Raw genomic sequence first — 20,142 nt, forward strand, 5'->3', positions numbered from 1 at the left:
CGGGGCAACGCGCCCGCGGTAGTCCGCCAGCGGTGACCCAACAGGCGCGTTCGCTATCGCCTCGACGACGGCCTCGTGGATCGGGAGCACGGTGTCGGTGAAGGCGGAGAAGATGATGACCTTGCGCCGGTCGGCATGCGACAACCCGCGCGGGTCGACGCGCTGGGCTTCGGCCGCGACCTGGGTCAGCTCTTCGATGAGCCGCTCGACCTTGGGCTCGATGCCGTCGATGACGACCTCGGCGAGGTCCCGCAGCTCGCGCAGCAGGGTGATGTCGGAGTCGACGTCGGCCTGAAGCTCGGTGAGGTGGTAGCCGTCAGCTGATTCGATCTGGTCGTCCCTGTCGAACTCCAAGACGAACTCGTCGAGGTCATCGGAGTCCGAGGAGACCCACTCGCTCAGTGCCTCGCCCTTGAGCACGAAGCCCTTGCCGAGCGCGTCAAGGAACGACTCGTGGGAGACGATCATCTTCTCCAGCGAAGCGTGTAGCGCCTGCGGGCTCGACTCCAGTCGTTTCAGCAGCCCCGAGCGGAGAAGGCCGACATTGCTGATCTGGTATTCCTGCAAGTCGTGGTCGACCGTGTACATGCTGGACAGATAGCGGGCAAGCATCAGCCGCTTGGGGTCGCGGCTGCGGTCCTCCCACGCGCGCGGCGCGTGCGGGTCGGTCGGGTCATCGAGGGCGTAAACCATGGCGTCGATGAGCGCAAGGCCATCGTCGTCGAGGTCGTAGTCGATGCGGCGGACCTTGGGCTGGGGGAACTTGATCGTCGTGGGCTTGCCGTCCGGGCCGATGATCAGTTCGTTGGCGTAGTGCTCCTTGACGAACTTCCGGGTGCGGCGAACGGCGACCTGGTCCATCAAGTCGAAGAGGTGCTCGGGCGTGAGGTTGGCCGGGTCGATGGCCTGCGCTTGCTTGATGTACTCGCGGATGCTGGGGATGCCGAGGGAGGCAAACCGGGCGTCGTCACGGATGAAGTACTTGACCAGCGTCTCAAGATCGTTGAGGGAGTTGTTGACCGGCGTCGCGGTGAGCAGCACGACCCGCTTCGGGCTCCCGGCGGTGATTACGCGGTCGACGGCACCAGAGCGCTGCGCGCCGGAGTTGCGGAGGTTGTGGGCCTCGTCGATCACGACGAGGGAGTAGTCCTCGACCTCCTGAAGGAACGCGTCGATCGACCCCTTGTCGGGGTCTAGGCGGTTGCGGACCTCTTCGTAGGAGTAGACCTTCACCCAGCGGCTGAAGTCGTGGGTTTCCAGGAACGGCTCCCACATCGAGGACTTCAGCGCCGCTGGAGCGACGATGAGCACGCGCTGGCGGTTGATATTCGCGGTTCGGTAGATGACCTCACCTGCGAGGTAGGTCTTGCCGAGGCCGACCTCGTCGGCAACCAGAACACCGCCGTGCTCGTCGAGAAGGCGCTCCATGCGAGTCACGCCGTCGGCCTGGAACCGGGTGAGGTTGAGACCGGTGCGAACGTTCGGGTTCTCGTCGACGTCGAGGTGCTCGCCGTAGAGCTCCCAGAGCATGCGCAGGTAGACCGACCACGGGGTGTGCGGGTCCCAGAGGCGGCCGTAGAGCTCGGCGAGATCGTAGGCATCGCTGAGGTCCCAGAAGTTTTCGAACCACTCGCGCACTTTGCCGGCCGAGCTGGTGCCACCGCCCGTGCCGAGGTTCAGCTCGGCGTTGTGGGCGAGGCCGGCGTACGTCATGTTCGACGATCCAGCGATCGCCGTCGGCGCGGCGCCGTCCTCGACGAGGTAGGTCTTGCCGTGCAGGAAGCCACCCGTGTACCGGCGAACCTCCACTCGGGCGGCGCCGTCGGGGTCGACACGCTGGAGCCACTCAACCATCCGCTTCGCCTCGGAGGTGGGCACCCGCGCGAATCCCATCGTGTCCCGCTCGGCCTCCAGCCAGGCCTGGTGGTGTGCGATCGCGGCGTCGCGACGGGCGTCTTGATCCGCGTCACCCCGGGTGATCGCCCGGACCGAGTCCTCCTGGGGCTCCGCGCCGAGGAGCAGCCGCACGCGGGGCGCGGTCTCCAGCTCGTCGGCGAGCAGGGCGAACCCGGCAGGGTTGATGTACGCCGTAGCGATCGCGATGGGCGGAGCCGTGACCTTGTTCTCGCGCAGCAGCCGGAAGAGTTCGTTGACCTTGTCGGCGACCGTTGTCTCTGGGTCGCTCGGCGCGTAGTTGGTCGCGAAGTCGGGAAGCTGCGTCATGCCTTGCCCTTCCACTCTCGATAGTGCTTTAGCACCGCTTCCAGCCGAGGCTCGTAGTCCCATCCGCGGTGGAACGTAGCGAAGACGTGCTCGAGCTGGTCCTCGGTCAGACCGAACAACAGGCCCGAGAGGGCGTCGAGCTCCTCGACCAATGCGTCCTTCTCGACAGCGGTGGTGACAGAACCAATCGGTACTCCGACCTCGTCCGCCCACTGCGCGTAGCGCTCATCGACTGCCGCGAGTCGCCCCGAGATCTCCACTACGCGCGAGACCTTCAGATCGCTCGGCGCGAACACGGGGACGGGGAGCCAGTTGAAGATGTGGAAGTTCATGTGCAACTCGACGTATCGGCGCGAGTACCAGTCGAGCGGAATCGAACTCAGAATGCCCAGGACATACGCTTCGGCATCAGCGCCGCCCGTTCGCCGGACCAGGAGGGGCGCGCTGTTGATGAGCACCGCCGGAGGAATCAAGGCAGCGATCATCGTCCTGGTGTTGGTTGGGTTCGTGATATCGCGGAACGCGATGCGAGGCACCTGGTAGGGCAGGCGTCCCTCCTTGACCATCGCCGCAACGTCCATGCCGCGGTAGGCGCTCGAGGAAGTGCGTACCTGCCGCTGGAGCTTCTGCACGACTCTGTCCTTGATCGCCTGTGCGCCGGCGGATCCGTGCGCGGTACCAGCATCTGGTGCCCAGATGTCAAAGGAGGCACCTTTGAGGACCCGAACCGCCTTGCTGAAGTCGCCTACCGACCAAAGGGCTGCATCCGTCGTCTGGTTGAAGTCGCCCTGGACGGGCACCATCTCGAAGTCGTTTCGACTCTGCCCAATGCTCGGTGCCTCCCGCAGTTTCAGAAAGACGTCAAAGCTCTCTGGGGACGGCAGGAGTGGAAATGATGCGCCCTCAGACCAGCTCCTCAGTTGGTCCTTCGACACCGGCAGGGCGCTGGCCTCGGCCTTCTCCACGAAGGTGCGTTGATCGGTGAATGGGCCACTGACGTGCACGTCCGCGTCGGACCCCTTGTCAACAACGACCAGGGCGATTGAGTAGCGGCCATCGACGCCTTCGAACACCCACCCGCCAGTGTTGATCAGGTTGGTGACGCTAGCGAAGGTACCGGCCGTTAGCACGGCATCGCGCCAGTCAGATGAGCCCAGCGCGGAGGTCGCCGTCCGCGGGAGGACGACCGCGAACCGACCTCCCGTACGCGTGAACTGGAGGAATCGCCACCCGAACGCCTTGTAGAGGTCAGCGTGGCCCCTCTCGAGGCCAGGAAACGGTCCCTTGGCCAGCACCGCGCGGAGAGCGTTCGATGCATCGCGCTCGACCTCCATCTGGGCTAGGAGGTCGGGCCGGCTTTCGCGGTACTCCTCAATCAGCTGTTGCTGACGCTTGACGGGGTGCCCCTTCAGCCCAGGGAAGCGAAGCGTCCAGAACTTGATTTCCTCGTAGACAAGTTCCTCCCAGGGAGGATTGCCCACAACCACGTCGAAGCCCGGCGAGTCTCTGACGAAGACTTCTGGGAAGAGATATGGCATGTGAGCTGGCACCAGATCGTTGGCTGTCTCCTGGACCGCGGGCTTCGACAGGACCCGACGAAGCGATTCCTCATCGAGGATCAGATCCGGCTGGACAGTTCCAATCCGTGCCGCGACAGCGGCATCGAAAATCTGACGCGCAGTGTCCGCAGCCTGCCGTGCCTCTGCGAGGAGGCGCGCGCCTTGCTCAACTTCGGCCTTGTTCGCCTCGCTGGCGTTGGCGACGTCGACGAGCAGTGTCTTCGATGAGGCGAGTTGGTCGGTGAGGATCTCGTCGAACAGACTCATGTCGCCTGGGGTTCGGCCGGGCTGGAGAGCGTCGAGCGCTTCGTCGATGGTCCCGATCCCGGTGAGGCTGTTGGCGTTGACGAGGCCGTGGTCGAGATTGCTCATCGGCAATCCGGGTACGAACGTGTGGATCCAGAGTGCGAGGCGCGCGAGCTCGACAGCCATCGGGTTGATATCGAGGCCATAAATGCAGCGCCGCGCGACCTGGCGGCGAAGGAGGCCGACCTCGTCGACCTCGCTCGTGGCGACGTCGTCTGTGCCGAGGGCATCGCGAGCCACAGTTGCGAGGCGGAGCAGCTCCTCGGTGACGCCAGGCACGGCGTGCTCGGTGAGGAAGGTGCGCATGAGTGCTTCGATCTTGTCGACGGCGGCAACGAGGAAGTGCCCCGATCCCATGGCAAGGTCAGCGACGCGGAAGTCGAAGAACTCGCGGGCAGCCGCTGAGGCGTCGCCCTTGTTGAGGTAGTCGGCGACCTTCTCTAGGTGGGCGGTGAGGGCTGGCACGATGGATCGCTCGATCAAATGGTCGACGACGACCTTCGGGGTGAAGTACGAACCGGTGGCCTTGCGTTCGCCCGATGCGGTGTGGAAGTAGACCGACGCGAATGGTGCGTAAACCTCATCGCCCGGCTTGGCCGGGACCCAGGCACCGCTGCTGTCGACGGTCAGGTCTTCCTCTGCGAGCGAGAGCGAGCTCTCCAGGAGGCCTTCGTAGATCGTGCCAAACTCGCGGACGCTCAGAGAGCGGAAATCGACCGGGCCGAGCACACCGTCACCAGTGACGTCGATAAGGAGGCTCTTCAGTGCTGGGCCGATCACGCTGTCGGGCAGCTCGATCTTCTTGATGAGCGCGCCTTCGGGCGAGCGGTCGAGGTCGGTCGAGAAGAGTCCGCCGTTGTAGGAAGGGATCTGCCATTGCGGGTTGCCCTGGTCGATGGCGTTCCAGACCTGCACGAGGTCGAACCAGATGGTGGCGGAGTCTCCAAACTCGTCGGATTCGGAGTCGAGAAGCCGGCGCGCGTTAGTCTTGAGGCTGTTGGCGTCGAAGCCCTCGTTTCGGCCAGAGGGCAGGAGTCCGCGGTCCTCTGCGTACGCCTGGAACAGGAGCCGGAAGAGGATGCGCAGGGTGACGCGGTAGGCGAGCGAGAGCCCGTCGGCGTCGAGTGGCACGGCGGCGTACTTGGCGAGGCGCTGGGCGACCTCGACCGCGACGGGCGGCACGATCTCGTCGTAGATGCGCTCGCGGAGGCGCGCGCCGAGTTCGCTGGCGTAGCGCGAGCTGTCGCGGAGGAGCTCATCGGCGGTGCCGTCGGCGACGAGCGCGTCGGCCGAGAAGACCAGCGGGAGGAGTGCGGCGTACTCGGAGTCGATGGTGGAGAGGTCGACCTCGAAGAACGTTTCGGCTTGGCCCTTGGAGCCGACCCCGACGCCGTCGCGGCCGGGGTAGAGCCGGATCTGGTCCTTGCGGAGTACGACGAGCCAGGGCACCTCCTGCTTGGATGCCACCGCGAGCCCGAACGCGACCGGTGAGAGTTGGAAGCGTTGGGTCTTGGCGTCGAACTGCTCGGTGTCGTCGAGCAGGACAGCGACGGCGCGGGGCGGGTACCCCCCGATGGACAGCAGCATGGTGCCGTTCGGTCCAGGCTGGGTTCCGAACCCGAGGGCTTCGACGAGCTGCTTGCCGCGCTTGCTAAGCAGGCCCCCGGCCTTGTTGCCGAGTGCCTCCCAGTCGGATCGCTTCGGAACGTTGCTGGTGATGTGGTGCGAGGCGAAGAGGCCGCTGTTGGTGAACCCGGCGACACCGGTCGAGTCGTTGGCCTTGCGGAGGCCGGCGAACCGTTCGGTTGCGGCGAGGAGGTCGGGCTCGGCGAGCACTGACTGGAGCTGGCGCTGCGCTTGCTCGAGCGGTAGGGCGATCGGCTGGGCCTGCGGGTCGGGGCCGAAGAGGTGGACCGAGCCGTCGTGGACAACGGCGACGACGAGTTGGACCTGCGTCCGCCCGGTTCGGGCGGTGAAGAGGTCACGGAGTCCCTGTCGCGATGGCGCAGCGATGGCGGTCGCGACAGCGACCTGGAACCCGCCGAGGCCGTGCGGGTCGGGGCCGAGGTACACCTTCTCGGTGGTGACGCCTTCGGGCGCGGACGGATCGGTCCAATTCACGACCTTGTCGGCGGTCAGACGCACGTCGGCTCCCTCGGGGTTTGGCAGGGCCGCGAGCGTGCGGCCCCGACCTGAAACCCTACCGACGGCGGCCGCCGGAATACTCCAAAAAACCAGGGGCCCTCTACGCCGGCATGATTCGGCGCTGCCCCGCTGGGCATGACGTCCTGTTCAGTGGTCGCTGTGGGGCGTGGTGTGCCGATGGTCAGCCACGGGCGGGAGGGCCGGCATATCCTCGGTGACGACCCACGTCCAGACCTCGGTGCCGGTGTCGGTGGCGATCTGGGCGGCGGTGTCGCGGTCCTCGTCGCTGGTGAGCAGAAACGCCGCGGTAGGGGTCTCGGTGTCGGTGAACACCAGGGAGGCCATGGGCTTGTCGGGAGCGAGGTTGTAGCGCAGCGACTTGGTGAACCTGCGGCGTGCGGCGATCGCGGCGTCGAGGAGCAGCTTGTCGAGGAGCGACTCGTACGGAAGCCAGTGCTCATCGGTCATGACCAGGGAGATCTCCTCGGCGGTGGCCAGACCGGCGCGTCCCACGGAGAAGGTCGCGATCACCATCAGGTGGCCCTCGTCGTCGGCCTGCGACAGTTCGAGCTCGTCACCGAACCGCTTGTTGAGGCGGGCCAGGAGCTTGTCGTCGATCATGAGCGGCGCGTCGGGCAGGTGCCTGACGAGGAGCTTGTGCCCGAACCGCGCCGGCACGATGTCCTTGTATTCGCCGATGAGCATCATGAACTGCTGGCCGGCGCCGTGCTGCTGCATCGGCGCCCACGCGGAGAGGCGCCGCGCGGCGATCTCGGCCTTCTTCTCGACGTTGAACGGCTCGGGGATGTACAGCCTTGTGGCGAGCGGCTTGCCCTTGGTGAACTTTCCGCGGGCGGCCTGGCGCAGGTACCAGGAGACGATGCGCCAGTTGCGTTTGCCGTCCATACCGGGCGTCCAGGTCGCCAGGTCGGCTTCTTGCCACAGGTAGTGCAGGACGGCGCGGAGGGTGAGGCGGTTGGGGTCGGCTGCGACGGAGTCGGCTACTCCCCCGCCTCCGGCGCCGGCCGGGGCTGCTCGCTCAGCCTTGGACATGCGGAACCCCAGCTTGATGGCGGTCAGGCCGCTGTCGGTTTCTTCGGTGATCGCTGAGCCGAGGACCTGGCCGAGCCCGGAGAGCTGTTCGGGCGGCAGGTAGGAACCGCAGCGGTGCGCGTGTTCGAGGCCGGAGTCGGGCATGCGTTTGATGACGTACTTGTCGGGCCCGATCTTGGCGACGTACATGGCCACGCCGTCGGGGCGGCACAGGCACAGGGGCCGGATCCGGTCGGTGTGCGCGGCCGCGAGGAGCTGCTGGACGTCGCGGTTGTTGATGTGGGTGATCCGGTGGCCGTAGAGCTCGAAGGTCTGCCGGTCACCGGCGTGGTCGTTGCCGTGGTCTGCCCGGCCGCTTGGCGGGGCGCTGTGTGTCGTGGTCATGCCCGGAGAAGCAACGAACCCACGCGCCGATCGGACGCCTCGCGCCGGGCCGGCCTGAACTTTTTCCACATCTTCTCGCCGAGGTGTCCGATCTGCGGTCCGGGTGGGTGCCTTTCGTGGTGAGGGCGGTGGTGAGCCGTGGCGTGGGTGTCGCGGCCGGCGTCCTCGCCAACTGGTTGGAGGTGCCGGGCGTGGCGCGACGGCGTGCGAGTGTTGCTGACTCTGATCAGCTGGCGCTGTGGGATCTTGGTGAGGAACCTGGTGACCAGGCCGGTGAGGTCACCAGCGAGGGCGAGCTCCACACGGGCAGCTCCCTGCAGGTCGTGACGGAGGAAGGGGCTCGGTATGAACCCGTACGGGACGCGGATGCGGGAGCACTACGCGAAGCATCGGGCCACGGAGTTGGCGGCGATCGCCGATCCGGAGAGTTTCTTCGAGGAGCTGGGGCTGCAGATCGAGACGGAGATCGACACGTTGGCGGACGAGATCGCCGGCCCGTCGGACCCGTCGGAGGGCTACCTGGAGCGCGTGGGCCGGCTGACCGAGGCGAGGACGACGGCGGAGTCGGAGGTCCTGCGGCAGCACATGAGGCCGGGTCTGACGACTCCCCCGAACACGTAACAACCGCGGCAGACCTCGTCGTCGACGTACAGCCGGCGACTGCGACCGCTCCGACGGGAGCGCCGGCGGTGGAACCTGCCGGGCTGATTCCTTCCGGGGAGTCGCTCCGGTTCCGGCCGGGCTCGCAGCGGGACCTGGCACCGTCGACGCCACGGGAGCGGCTGACCGCGAACGTGGCTGTGCTGGAACTGCTCGCCCAGCTCGACGAGGAGAACAGGCTCCCCTCGGCGCAGGAACAGGGTGTGTTGGCGCGCTGGTCGGGTTGGGGGTCGCTGCCGGAGGTCTTCGACGACACCGCCAACCACAACGAGGCCGCGGCGCGGGCTCGCGAGCTGCTGCAGGGCCGCGTCCGTGCCGCTGCGGCACGGACCACGCTGAACGCGCACTACACCGACGCCGCTCTGGTCAAGGCTGTGTGGTCGGCACTCGGCGGAGCCGGGTTCGACGAGGCCTCCGGGGGCCGTGTCCTGGAGCCCGGCTGTGGGTCGGGGACCTTCATCGGGTTCGCGCCCGACCATGTCCGAGACGTGGTCGGCGTCGAGCTGGACCCGACCACTGCCCGGGTCGCGTCGCTGCTCTATCCGGCCGCGGACATCCGCGGCGAGTCGTTCGCCGAGACCCGGCTGCCCGAGGGAAAGCGGGACCTGGTGATCGGCAATGTTCCGTTCGCCGACGTCGTCCCGCACGACTCCACTCACAACCGGCTCGGGCTGAGCCTGCACAACTACTTCATCTACAAGAGCCTGCACCTGGTCCGCCCTGGTGGTGTCGTGGCAGTGCTGACCTCGCGATGGACGATGGACGCAGCGAACCCGGCCGCCCGGGACGCGTTCTCCGACATGGCGGACCTGGTCACCGCGTATCGGCTGCCGAACCAGACCCACCACCAGGCGGCCGGCACTGACGTGATCACCGACCTGCTGGTCTTCCGGCGACGCCTCGAGGGCGAGGAGCCATTGGATCTCACGCCTGGCTGGCGGAATCTGGAGAGGTTGCCGTCGTTCCGGGCCGGGACCGGGCTCGAGGACGCCGAAGTCAATCTCAACTCGCTGTTCGTGCAGCAGCCGGCCCGTGTGCTGGGACGCCTCACGTCCCGCTCAGGCCGGTTCGGGCCCGAAGTCGCCGTCAGCCCACCGTTGACCAGCGAAGGTCAGAGCCTCGCCGAGTGGGTCGCAGCGGATCTGGAGCGCCAGCTCGGCTTCGACCTGTCCAACTACGCCGACGTACGGCCCCTGTTCACCCCTCCCCCGGCCCCGACTCGGCCCACCAGCGCCCCGGCGACCACGTCGTCGACGCCGAACCCGGCTGCCGGTCCGTCGATGCCGGGTATGCCGGTTCCGCATCCTCGTCGCGGTGCTGGCGAGGAGGAGCCGCTGATGCTGCCTGGGGCGGTGGTGCGGGCCGAGGGCCACTTCAGCATGGGCGCGGACGGCGGCTGGCTGCACGTGCGCGACGGCGTCCCTGAGCCACTGGAGGTGCCGAAGTCGCAGGCGCACGAGCTGCGGATGCTCACCGGGCTGCGCGACACGGTCGTCACACTGCTGGAGGCCGAGGCGACCACGCCCCTACCCGGTGACCTGCCGACGGCCGCCACCTTGCCCAAGGGGCCGAGCGCCGTGGGTGAGGAGCGGATGACGGCGCTGCGGGGGCGGCTGAACCGGCAGTACGACGCCTACGTCAAGCGGTACGGGCCGATCAACCGGGTCACCAGCCGCAACACCGGCCGGATCGACCCGAAGACCGGTGAACCGGTGCTCGCGCAGGTGCGGCCGCGGCAGGGAGGGTTCCGCGGCGACCCCCACTCTCCTGCCGTGTTCGCACTCGAGCACTACGACTCCGCGACCGGCACGGCCCGCAAGGCCGACATCTTCACCGAGCGGGTCGTCGCGCCACGGGTGTTGCGCACTCGCGCGGACTCCCCGGCCGATGCAGTGTCGCTGTGTCTGGACACCTACGGCGAGCTACGGACCAGCGAGGTCGCCCGGCTGCTCGGCGTCGACCAGACGCAGGCGGAGACCGAGCTGGAGGCGTTCGCGTTCGTCGACCCCGAAACCGTCAAGCGCACCGAGGACGGCTGGTCGGCCGCATGGGTGCCACGCGCGGATCTCCTTTCCGGGAACGTCCGTGCCCGGCTGACCCGGGTCGGAGAGGTCCTCGAGCAGCTCGTCGAGGGCGCTGCCGCGACGGGCGATGAGTCGGCACGGCCGATGGTGCGCCGACTCCAGGCGGCCGAGACCGCGCTGACAGAGGTACTGCCCGAGGACCTGGGGCCGACCGAGATCGTCGCCCAGCTCGGCGTGCCGTGGGTGCCGGCCAAGACGGTGGAGCAGTTCCTGCGCGAGACGCTCGATGACCGCACCGTTGAGGTGGAGCATCCGGGCGGGTCCGTGTGGTCGGTGCGCGGAAACCGACACTCGGTGGCCGCCCGGAACACCTGGGGCACCGAGCGGGTCAGCGCGATCGACATAGTCCAGGCGTGTCTGGAGCAGCGGCAGATCCGGGTGACCGACGAGACCCCGGATGGTCGTCGGATCCCGAACGAGACAGCCACCTTCGCCGCTCAGGAGAAGGCCGAGGCGTTGCAGGAGCGGTTCGTGACCTGGCTGTGGGAGGACCCCGACCGGTGTCAGCAACTGGTCCGCGCCTACAACGACAAGCTGAACGCGATCGTGCTGCGTTCCTACGACGTCGACGAGGCCAAGCACTACCCGGGCATGGCCCGTGTCCACGAAGGACGCCCGCTGCGGCTGCGGCCGCACCAGCACGCCGCAGTGGCCCGGATGGTGGCTCAGCCCTCGGTGCTGCTGGCCCACGAGGTCGGAGCGGGAAAGACTCTCGCTGCGGTGACAGGTGTCTCGGAGCTGCGTCGGCTGGGTCTGGTCCGCAAGCCGGCGGTGGTGGTGCCCAACCACATGCTCGAGTTCTCTGCACCTGTCAAGGGCACGGCATGAGGCGCTCGTCCCGCATGCGGATCCCGCTTGGCACGGTCCGCGTGCCGATATCCCCTACCGATGCGACTGCTGAGTCGTGGCGTATCGATAGAGTCGCCGCGATGAAGACATTGGCCGCTAGCGCGGTGGTGAGGGATGCCGAGAACAAGGTTCTCCTGGTGCTTCGGTCACGGGAGCCTGATGCGGGATGCTGGAGTGTCCCGGGCGGGCGTGTCGAACTGGGTGAGTCCCTTGAGGATGCCGCGGTGCGGGAAGCATTCGAGGAGACCGGACTCCACGTTGCCGTCGAACGAGAAGTGTGGTCGCTCGATGTCTCGAACGGCCCAGATGAGACCTTCGAGATTCACGACTTCCTGGCACACGTTGTGGGTGGCGACCTGGTCGCCGGAGATGACGCCGCCGACGTTGGCTGGTTCGGACTGCAAGAGATGGAGGATATGCCGCTCACTCCTGACCTGGTGGCGTACCTCACTAAACACGGCGTCTTGTAGTGCAAACGAAAGCGGCTCTTCCCAGATGACGGTGTAGCGAGCGCTGGCGCGGCGGTCCCGGGATAGACGTCGAGGTCTCCCGAGGATGAAGGCTCCTACACGCTCAACCCGGAAGACCTCGACGTGCCCGACGCTACCGTCGGCGAGCGCCCAGACGCGTTCGCCCACCCCGATCTGACCACCTTCTGCCGGCTCGACGAGCTCGGCCTCGTCGTCACCGGCCAGCGCCTCGAGCCCGGTCGTGCGGTCCTCGCCTGCCGGGTCGCCGAACCAGATCAGTGGTGCCGGCGCTGCGGCTGCGAAGGATTCCCACGCGACACGGTCACCAGGGAGCTGGCCCACGAGCCGCTCGGCTGGCGGCCCACGATCTTGCTGGTCACCGTCCGCCGCTACCGGTGCGGTGGCTGTGGGCACGTGTGGCGCCAGGACACCACCTTGGCGGCCGAGCCCCGGGCGAAGCTCTCGCGGCGTGGGCTGCGGTGGGCACTCGAGGCGATCGTGGTTCAACACCTCACCGTCGCTCGGGTCGCCGAGGGCCTCGGAGTCGCGTGGGACACCGCCAACGACGCCGTCCTGGCGGAGGGCAAGCGAGTCCTCATCGACGACCCAGCCCGCTTCGACGGCGTCCGGGTCGTTGGCGTCGACGAGCACGTGTGGCGCCATACCAGGCGTGGCGACAAGTACGTCACCGTGATCATCGACCTCACCCCGATCCGCGACGGCACCGGCCCAGCACGGCTCCTCGACATGGTCGAGGGCCGCTCCAAGCAGGTGTTCAAGACCTGGCTCGCCGCTCGCAGTGAGGCCTGGCGCGCCGGGATCGAGGTCGTCGCGATGGACGGGTTCAGCGGGTTCAAGACCGCCACGACCGAGGAGCTCCCCGCCGCGGTCGCGGTCATGGATCCCTTTCACGTGGTGCGCCTGGCCGGCGACGCCCTGGACCGGTGCCGGCGCCGGGTCCAGCAGGCCATCCACGGCCACCGCGGCCACAAGGGCGACCCGCTCTACTCGGCCCGCCGGACCCTGCACACCGGCGCCGACCTCCTCACCGACAAACAGACCACCCGGCTCACCGCGCTCTTCGCCGTCGACGAGCACGTCGAGGTCGAAGCGACCTGGTCGATCTACCAGCGCATGATCGAGGCCTACCGTCACGAAGACCGACGCCACGGGCGCGAGCTGATGGTCAGGTTGATCGAGTCGGTGAGCCACGGCGTCCCGGCCCCGCTGAGCGAGGTCATCACACTCGGCCGGACCCTGAAGAAGCGTGCCGACGACGTCCTGGCCTACTTCGACCGACCCGGCACCAGCAACGGGCCGACAGAGGCGATCAACGGACGGCTCGAACACCTCCGCGGCTCAGCACTCGGGTTCCGCAACCTCACCAACTACATCGCTAGAAGCCTGCTCGAGACCGGAGGGTTCCGACCGCGACTACACCCTCGATTCGGATGAGCCACGAAAGCTCCGGTTGGGATCCCAAATCGGATGCCGCTGGGCTGCCTGTCGACGCGCGGGGCCCATGTCAGGGCCCCGGCGGACATCACTGCTCAGGTGCGGTGACAGGCCGCGTCGAAGAACTCCAGCTCCAGCTGCATGGCCCGTCCGTAGACGGTGCGGACCTCTGCGGTGTCGTCGGCGTAGACGTCGACGAGCCGCTCGATCGTCGCTGCGAGGCTCTCGAAGTCGGGGTCGGCGTAGGTGGCGACCCACCGGCCATAGGTGTCGCTGGTCGGGAGCGACAGCGACTGCCCAAGGTGCGCGTAGAGCCGCATGCAGGGCGTCAACGCGGCGCAGGTGACGCCGATGTCTCCTCGGGCCGCGATGGTCAGCAGGAAATCGGTGTATGCGAGTGTCGCCGGCACCGGCTCGACCGTCGACAGGTCGATTCCCCACTCCGCGGCGTACGACGCGTGCAGCCGCAGCTCCTCGCGCACGCCGATGAGCAGCTCTGCGAACGTGTCGAGCGCCATCCGATCCGGACTGTGCGCGAGCCCGAACCCGTAGGCCCGGCAGAAGGCCTCGAGGAAGAAGGCGTCCTGGGCCACGAAGTCCGCGAATGACTCGCGGGGCAGCGTCCCGTCTGCCAGTCGCCGGACGAACGGGTGCCCGAGCGCTTCCGCCGCCCGGTCTGCGTTGCGTGCCCAGAGGGCCTGCGAAAGGCTCACGGCAGCTGTCTCGTTCACGCCTCGTCCCCCAGGGCCATGGCCCAGAAGCGGGACTCGGCCTCCAGGACCGCCACGAACGCGGCCTCCACGTCCGGTTCCGCGGGCCGCGTCGCCACAGCGTCCGCCGCCTGCTCCAGGTCGCCGACGTAGGTCGCGAACTGTGGCGTCGTCCAGTGCGACACGAACACCCGGTAGGCCGGGGCACCCGGAGCCGCGAAGGACCAGGCGTCGAGGTAGACCCGTTCGATGGCCCACAGCGCGGTGAGCGCGACAGCCACGTCCGCGTCGTCGAGCTTCCTCAGCAGGGCCGAGTACGTCGCGGTCTCCGGCCTCGGCGGCTCCATGAGGTCGAGCTGGTGGGTGGCCGCCAGCTCCTCGAACCAGGTCAGCTCGTCGACCAGCGCCATGGCACCGCCGGCGAGGGCCGCCTGCGCCAGGCGCGGCGCCCTGGCGAGCAGCCTTCCCTGGAACGCGAGCAGGTCGGACACGAAGTGGTAGTCCTGCACGAGCCACGCCTCGAAGGCCGACTCGGTGACTGTCCCGTCGCGCACGGCTTCGAGGAAGGGGTGCTGGGTCGCGTGGCTCCAGGCGGCGGCATGGCGCAGCGGCAGACCGCCGACCGGCGTGTGGCTCATCGGTGACTTCCTGTGAAGTGGTCCAGGGGGCCATGACCGTGACCGAGCTGCCAGGACGCCCCCCTGCTGAGCGCCAGGGACACGTAGTCCTTCGCCGTCCGGAGCGCCGTGGCCGGTACCGCTCCACCCGCCATCGCCGCGGCTGCTGCTGCGGCAAAGGTGCAGCCGGTGCCGTGGTTGTTGACCGTGTCGACGCGGGGCGCTGACAGCTCGTGGATCGACGTACCGTCCCAGACGACGTCGACGGCTTGCTCGGAACACTCGGAGACCGGGTGGCCGCCCTTGATCACGACGACGGCCGGGCCGAGCGCTCCCAGTGCGCGAGCAGCCTCGCGCTGCTCGGTGAGGCAACGGATCGTGGTGCCGAGCAGCACCTCTGCCTCGCGCAGGTTCGGGGTGAGGATGCGGGCGTGTGGCAGCAACGACTCGACGTAGAGCGACTCCGCCTCGGGATCGAGCAAGCGATCGCCGCTGGAGGCCACCATCACGGGGTCGACGACGAGGTTCGGCAGTCGACCCGCCGCCGCGAGCTCCGCGACCGCGGAGACGATGGCGGGCGTGGCGAGCATGCCGGTCTTCACCGCGGCGACGGGCAGGTCCTCGAGGACCGCTTCGACCTGCTCGACGACGAACTCCGCGGGCACGACGTGGATGCCGTTGACGCCGCGGGTGTTCTGGGCGGTCAGTGCCGTGATGGCAGAGGCGCCGTAGACGCCGAGGGCAGCGAAGGTTTTGAGGTCGGCCTGGATGCCGGCGCCACCGCTGGAGTCCGAGCCGGCGATGGTCAGTGCGACGGCCGGAGTCATGAGGCCTCCTGGGACAGAGCGGCGAGGTAGTCGGCCACGAGCTGCGGCGTGCGCATGACGGGCCCCATCGTTGCGATCCCGGACGCACCGGCCGCGAGACAGTCCGCGACATTCGCCGGGTGCACGCCACCGAGCGCGTAGACCGGCGACGTGGCCATGGCGGTGAGAGCGGCGAGCCCGTCGACGCCGAGCGCGGGGCCGTAGCCGGGCTTCGACGCCGTGGCGAACACCGGCGAGACCGTCACGTAGTCGCACCCAGCGTCGCCGGCGGCTCTCACCTCGGGGGCGTTGTGGCAGGAACGGCCGACCAACGCAGGCCGACGCGCAGGGAAGGCATCGCTCGCGGAGAGGTGCACCGCCTCACCGCGAGCGCCGGCGACGATCAGCACCCCTCCGACGGGCGCGAGGACGGCGCGGAGCTGCTCCGCCAGCTCCGTCCGGCGGGCGTCGGGCAGGTCCTTCTCCCGCAGCATCACAGCGCGGGCTCCGGCCCCGACGGCGGTCGCGACGACGTCGACCAGAGGGCCGGAGCACTGGGCATGGTCGGTGAGGACCATCAACGGCGGCAGCTTCATAGGTCGGGGCGTCCCTGCATCGAGGTGGACGCCAGCGCGTGCCACCGGCGGGGGATGCGCCCGGCCCGGGCCGCCAGGCGTCCTGCTTCGACGCCGTGTCGCATCGCCAGGGCCATCTGTTCCGGGTCCCGGGCACGGGTCACGGCCGAGGCGAGCAGCACCGCGTCACACCCGAGCTCCATCGCCAACGCAGCATCCGAGGCGGTGCCGATGCCTGCATCGAGGATGACCGGTACGGAGACCAGCTCGCGAATCAGTGCGATGTTGTGCGGGTTGCCGATCCCGAGGCCGCTGCCGATCGGGGACCCCAGCGGCATCACCGCCGCACATCCGGCGTCAGCGAGCCTGCGGGCCAGGATCGGGTCGTCGCTGGTGTAGGGCAGCACGGTGAATCCGTCGGCGACCAGCTGCTCGGCGGCATCGAGCAGCTCGATCGGGTCGGGTAGCAGCGTCTGCTCGTCGGCGATGACCTCGAGCTTGACCCACGCGGTGTCGAACGCCTCCCGGGCGAGCTGGGCGGTCCGGACCGCCTCTCGGGCGGTCATGCACCCTGCGGTGTTGGGCAGCAGCTGGACACCGCAGCGGTCGAGGACCTCGAGCAGTCCCGTGCTGGTGGAGGCCTCGACCCGACGCAGGGCGATCGTCACCACCTGCGTCCCCGAGGCCACGACGGCGCGTTCGAGTGCCTCCAGGCTGGGCGCGCCGCCGGTGCCGAGCAGCAGCCGTGACGTGAGCGTCCTGCCGGAGATCACGAACGGGTCGGCCGCCTCCTCGGCCTCGAGCCGAACCACCGGATCTGTCGTCATCGCCTTCACCCTCCTGCTGCGGCAGCGAGCAGCTCGATGCTGTCGCCGGGTCCGAGCTGGGTCGTTTCCCACTGGCTGCGCGGCACCACCCCGGAATTGACCGCCACCGCGATCCGGCGGTCCCCCTCGATGCGATCTCGGACCAGCGCGGCCACCGTGATGCTCTCGTCTACTTCGGCGGCGGAGCCGTTGATGGTGATCTGCACTCTTCTCACCTTCCGAATCTGTCGGGCGTGAACGGCATCGCGAACTCGGGCAGGGCTCCGGTGACCACCAGCTCGGCGACCGCCTCAGCAGTCACCGGAGTGAGCAGGACCCCGTTTCGATAGTGCCCGCACGCCAGCACCAGGCCAGGCATCGCCGACGCCCCCAGAATCGGAGCATTGTCAGGAGTGCCGGGTCGCGGGCGGGCGAGGGCCTCGACCAGCTCCAGCTCGCTGACCCCGGGCACGACCTCGATCGCGTCGCGGAGCAGCTCGTACACCCCGCCGGCGGTGACCGTTTCGTCGAACCCCTTTTCCTCGACCGTGGCTCCGACGATCAACTGGTCTCCGGCGCAAGGGACGAGATAGACCTGACGGCCACGGACCAGGGCGCGCACCGTCCCTTCGAGGAGCCCCGAGGCGCCGCGCAACCGCAGGATCTGCCCCTTGACCGGTCGCACCGGCAGCGGTGGCACACCGGGCAGCGCCGCACTGCGCGCGCCGAGCGCCAGCACCACCGTGTGGGCAGCCATCCTGGCGCCCCGGGCCAGCTCGAGACCGACCGCGTGCCCGTTCCGGACCCACAGTGCCGCCGCGTTCGACGGCACCATCAGGACACCGGCCACCTCCGCCGCCGCCCGCAGTGCGGCATGCAACGCCCGGGCGTCCACCGAGTGGTCACCCGCGATGTGCAGCGCCCCGCGCAACCGCGGCGTCAGCGCGGGCTCCCGGCGCCGCACCTCGCGCGCCGTGAGCCGCTCCGCACCCAATCCGAGCTCGCGCTGGAACGCGTGCAGCACGTCGAGTGCCACCATGTCGTCGGCATCGAACCCCACCACGCACGTGCCGGCCGTGCGCAGGCCGACATCGATCCCGCTCTCGCCCTCCAGCTCGGCCACGAACGCCGGGAAGCGGGCCAACGAGGCCCGGCAAAGCTCGAGCAGCTGCTCCTCCCCGTAGCCAACCTCCGCGGTCGGCGCCAACATCCCGCCCGCGGCATGGGAGGCCCCGGTTCCCGGGGCATCGTCGACCACAGCCACCGACAGTCCACGTTGTGCGCACCGCCATGCGATCCCGAGTCCGACCAGCCCGCCACCGGCGACGGCCACATCCACCGTGCCGGCGTCAGCGTCGTGATTCATCGTGGGCCCCCAACAGCCGCAGGAGCGTCCGCGTTGCCTCGACGGGATCGGGCGCGTCCGAGATCGCGGTCACCACGGCCACCCCGTGCACACCGGCCGCCACCAGGTCGGGAACGTGCTCGGCCCTGACTCCACCGATCGCGATGACCGGAACGTCGACCGCGCTGGCCACCGCGCCGATGGCGTCCGGACCCAGCGGGCCCGGCAACCCCGCCTTGGTCACCGTGCGGTACGCCGGTCCCACGCCGAGATAGTCGGCGCCCGCAGCGACCAGCGCAGCCGCCTGCTCGGGACCGCGTGCGGTGCCTCCGATCAGATGCCCCGGCCCCGCGACCCGACGTACCGCCGCGACCGGCAGGTCCTCGGCGCCCAGATGGGTTCCCGCGGCGCCGACGGCGAGTGCCACATCGACGCGGTCGTTGACGATGCACGTCGCCCGCGCCGGTGCGCAGAGCTCCATCACCCGACGCGCGAAGTCGTACAACTCGAGGTCGGTGCAGTCCTTTGCGCGGACCTGCACCACGGGAGCACCGGCGGCGACCGCCGCAGCCACCACACCGAGTGCGTCCCGGCCGTCGCGCGCATCGCTGACCACATGGAGACGACCCAGCTCGGTGCTCATCGCAGGCGTCCTTCTCTCCGGGCGCGCACCGCGGTCGGCAATCCGACGATCGCGGTGAGAGCCATCGCGACACCGAGGCTGACCAGGGAGGCCGACATGCCGTTGGCGGGGTCGATGCCCAGGTCCCCCTGGCGGGCGGACCACCACGCGGTCCAGCCCGCCCCGGGGCCGGCGAAGAAGGTCGGCAACGTGAGCTGGTAGGCAACGAAGCCGACTGCCCAGGGCACCACCAGCAGTGGCCTGGCCGGTGCCGTCGCCGACACGTTCCACGCTCCGCGGGGCAGCAGGTAGTAGGCCACGATCAGGACTCCGATCAACGGCACGAAGACCGAACCGATCAGGAACAGGAACGGCTCATAGGCCACGATGTCGAAGCTCAGTGCGAGCAGGGTCGCCACCGTGCCCACGCCCACAGCGAGGACCCGACGGTCCCACCGAGCCGCGATGTTCTGGCTCGACACGGCAGTCGAGTAGACGTTGGCGAAGGCCTCGTCCAGCTCCACGACCACCAGGACCAGGAGCGCGAGCCCACCCAGCGGGAGCGCCAGCAAGGCATCGATGACGTCCAGGCCCCCGGCGCCGTACGCCACCAGCGCGAGCATCCCCAAGGTGAAGAAGACGATGGTCGCCGCCCCGTAACCGACCGCCGCGCCCAGCCCGGCAGCCCGGGCGCTGCGAACGTGACGGGTGTAGTCGGCGGCCAACGGTGCCCACGAGGCCGGCAACGCGATGACCACGTCGACCGCGGTCCAGAACGACGTCGCGTTCCCCCCCGGGGCCCGGGCCGGCAAGGGTTGGCGGAGGACCTGGACGTACAGGTACGCCACTGCCGCGAGGGCGACCCAGACCGCGTACCGCGCCAACAGCCGCACCACGCCCAACGGACGGAGGGCCATCAAGGTGGCCAACACCCCCGCCGCGACGACGAACGGCCACCGCGGCGCGCCGACGATCCGAGAGGCCGCTTCGGCGATCACCACGATCTCGAACGTCGCCCACCCCACGCACTGGGCCAGGTTCGCCACCGTCGGCACGTACGACACCCGGCCGCCGAGCAGGCCACGCAGCAGCACCATCGCAGGGACGCCTTCACGTGCCCCCGGCGCCGCCGCCAGCCCCAACAGGACGCCGCCGATGACGGCGCCGACCACGATCGCGAGCAGGGTCGTCGACAGTGGCCGGTCCGGCAGTACGACGTACACGGCGGCCACCGGCAGCAGCAGGCTGATGCCCAGGTTCCACCAGAACGCCGTGTTCGACGCGAGGCCGAGCGGCCGAGGCGGAGGTCCCTCCAGAGTCAGCGGAGCGTCCGGCACTCCGGCCACGTCATGCTTGACAGATGTATCCACGCGCGCTCCCTACGCCGGCATTACCCGGTCAGGTTCAAGCGGTCAGCGGCACATCCAGCCGCTATCTCAGCCCGGTTCGTCCGAGCTCCCGCACACAACGACG

Annotated in this window: 16 protein-coding genes and 1 riboswitch; of the genes, 4 read left to right on the forward strand and 12 right to left on the reverse strand. The window is 68.8% G+C overall.

Annotated elements, in window-relative coordinates; all coding sequences use genetic code 11:
* From NJ4_RS05425 to NJ4_RS05435, 3 genes are all read right to left on the reverse strand, one after another.
* The coding region (locus NJ4_RS05425; RefSeq protein ID WP_245644470.1) for an SNF2-related protein at positions 1-2,223 on the reverse strand (2,223 nt) is incomplete at its 3' end.
* Entirely contained in the window at positions 2,220-6,233 is a 4,014-nt protein-coding gene (locus NJ4_RS05430; protein ID WP_067431371.1) for an Eco57I restriction-modification methylase domain-containing protein, read from the reverse strand. The genes NJ4_RS05430 and NJ4_RS05425, both read right to left, overlap by 4 nt.
* A 147-nt stretch (positions 6,234-6,380) precedes the next feature.
* Complete coding sequence (locus tag NJ4_RS05435) at positions 6,381-7,670, reverse strand: DUF1173 domain-containing protein (RefSeq protein ID WP_067431374.1); 1,290 nt, start codon at positions 7,668-7,670, stop codon at positions 6,381-6,383.
* A gap of 345 nt (positions 7,671-8,015) precedes the next feature.
* Between NJ4_RS05435 and NJ4_RS26340 the strand changes: the two genes are divergently transcribed.
* The 4 genes from NJ4_RS26340 (at position 8,016) to NJ4_RS05450 (ending at position 13,188) form a co-directional block, all read left to right on the forward strand.
* A complete protein-coding gene (locus NJ4_RS26340; RefSeq protein WP_217996768.1) occupies positions 8,016-8,291 on the forward strand; it encodes a hypothetical protein in 276 nt (91 codons plus the stop codon).
* 68 nt (positions 8,292-8,359) lie between these two features.
* A complete protein-coding gene (locus tag NJ4_RS05440; protein WP_217996769.1) occupies positions 8,360-11,242 on the forward strand; it encodes a hypothetical protein in 2,883 nt (960 codons plus the stop codon).
* A 101-nt stretch (positions 11,243-11,343) separates the two neighbouring features.
* Positions 11,344-11,733 (forward strand): NUDIX hydrolase, encoded by a 390-nt coding sequence (locus tag NJ4_RS25035; RefSeq protein ID WP_082748209.1) that lies wholly within the window; start codon positions 11,344-11,346, stop codon positions 11,731-11,733.
* Positions 11,734-11,856: 123 nt separating this feature from the next.
* On the forward strand, positions 11,857-13,188 hold the full coding sequence (locus NJ4_RS05450) for an ISL3 family transposase (RefSeq protein WP_067431380.1): 1,332 nt from the start codon (positions 11,857-11,859) through the stop codon (positions 13,186-13,188).
* A gap of 95 nt (positions 13,189-13,283) precedes the next feature.
* On the opposite strand, the gene NJ4_RS05455 is transcribed toward NJ4_RS05450, so the two are convergent.
* The 9 genes from NJ4_RS05455 to NJ4_RS05495 form a co-directional block, all read right to left on the reverse strand.
* Complete coding sequence (locus NJ4_RS05455; protein ID WP_067431551.1) at positions 13,284-13,901, reverse strand: TenA family protein; 618 nt, start codon at positions 13,899-13,901, stop codon at positions 13,284-13,286.
* Between the two features lie 14 nt (positions 13,902-13,915).
* A complete protein-coding gene (locus tag NJ4_RS05460; RefSeq protein WP_067431383.1) occupies positions 13,916-14,536 on the reverse strand; it encodes a thiaminase II/PqqC family protein in 621 nt (206 codons plus the stop codon).
* A complete protein-coding gene (gene thiD / locus NJ4_RS05465) occupies positions 14,533-15,342 on the reverse strand; it encodes a bifunctional hydroxymethylpyrimidine kinase/phosphomethylpyrimidine kinase (protein ID WP_067431386.1) in 810 nt (269 codons plus the stop codon). Before thiD ends, NJ4_RS05460 begins: the two co-directional genes overlap by 4 nt.
* Positions 15,339-15,917, reverse strand: a complete 579-nt coding sequence (locus NJ4_RS05470; protein WP_067431389.1) for a thiamine phosphate synthase — start codon at positions 15,915-15,917, stop codon at positions 15,339-15,341. Before NJ4_RS05470 ends, thiD begins: the two co-directional genes overlap by 4 nt.
* Complete coding sequence (locus tag NJ4_RS05475) at positions 15,914-16,723, reverse strand: thiazole synthase (RefSeq protein WP_067431399.1); 810 nt, start codon at positions 16,721-16,723, stop codon at positions 15,914-15,916. The genes NJ4_RS05470 and NJ4_RS05475 overlap by 4 nt, the downstream gene beginning before the upstream one ends.
* A 5-nt stretch (positions 16,724-16,728) precedes the next feature.
* Entirely contained in the window at positions 16,729-16,929 is a 201-nt protein-coding gene (gene thiS, locus NJ4_RS05480) for a sulfur carrier protein ThiS (protein WP_067431401.1), read from the reverse strand.
* Between the two features lie 5 nt (positions 16,930-16,934).
* Complete coding sequence (gene thiO / locus NJ4_RS05485; protein WP_082748200.1) at positions 16,935-18,068, reverse strand: glycine oxidase ThiO; 1,134 nt, start codon at positions 18,066-18,068, stop codon at positions 16,935-16,937.
* Entirely contained in the window at positions 18,052-18,690 is a 639-nt protein-coding gene (gene thiE / locus NJ4_RS05490; protein WP_067431404.1) for a thiamine phosphate synthase, read from the reverse strand. Before thiE ends, thiO begins: the two co-directional genes overlap by 17 nt.
* Positions 18,687-20,039 carry a purine-cytosine permease family protein gene (locus tag NJ4_RS05495; RefSeq protein ID WP_067431408.1) on the reverse strand — a complete coding sequence of 451 codons (1,353 nt, stop codon included), beginning with the start codon at positions 20,037-20,039 and terminating at the stop codon, positions 18,687-18,689. The genes thiE and NJ4_RS05495 overlap by 4 nt, the downstream gene beginning before the upstream one ends.
* Positions 20,029-20,141: riboswitch (TPP riboswitch) on the reverse strand. It overlaps the preceding gene by 11 nt.
* Position 20,142: the final 1 nt, after the last annotated feature.

Source organism: Nocardioides jensenii JCM 1364 = NBRC 14755, from assembly GCF_001552535.1.
Taxonomy (GTDB): domain Bacteria; phylum Actinomycetota; class Actinomycetes; order Propionibacteriales; family Nocardioidaceae; genus Nocardioides; species Nocardioides jensenii.

What these genes read in the sequence shown, in the direction of transcription:
- NJ4_RS25035 (WP_082748209.1), top strand. Translation starts at nt 11,344, where the DNA reads ATGAAGACATTGGCCGCTAGCGCGGTGGTGAGGGATGCCGAGAACAAG.
- NJ4_RS05435 (WP_067431374.1), bottom strand. Translation starts at nt 7,670, where the DNA reads ATGACCACGACACACAGCGCCCCGCCAAGCGGCCGGGCAGACCACGGC.
- thiD (WP_067431386.1), bottom strand. Translation starts at nt 15,342, where the DNA reads ATGACTCCGGCCGTCGCACTGACCATCGCCGGCTCGGACTCCAGCGGT.
- NJ4_RS26340 (WP_217996768.1), top strand. Translation starts at nt 8,016, where the DNA reads ATGAACCCGTACGGGACGCGGATGCGGGAGCACTACGCGAAGCATCGG.
- thiO (WP_082748200.1), bottom strand. Translation starts at nt 18,068, where the DNA reads ATGAATCACGACGCTGACGCCGGCACGGTGGATGTGGCCGTCGCCGGT.
- NJ4_RS05470 (WP_067431389.1), bottom strand. Translation starts at nt 15,917, where the DNA reads ATGAAGCTGCCGCCGTTGATGGTCCTCACCGACCATGCCCAGTGCTCC.
- NJ4_RS05475 (WP_067431399.1), bottom strand. Translation starts at nt 16,723, where the DNA reads ATGACGACAGATCCGGTGGTTCGGCTCGAGGCCGAGGAGGCGGCCGAC.
- thiE (WP_067431404.1), bottom strand. Translation starts at nt 18,690, where the DNA reads ATGAGCACCGAGCTGGGTCGTCTCCATGTGGTCAGCGATGCGCGCGAC.
- NJ4_RS05460 (WP_067431383.1), bottom strand. Translation starts at nt 14,536, where the DNA reads ATGAGCCACACGCCGGTCGGCGGTCTGCCGCTGCGCCATGCCGCCGCC.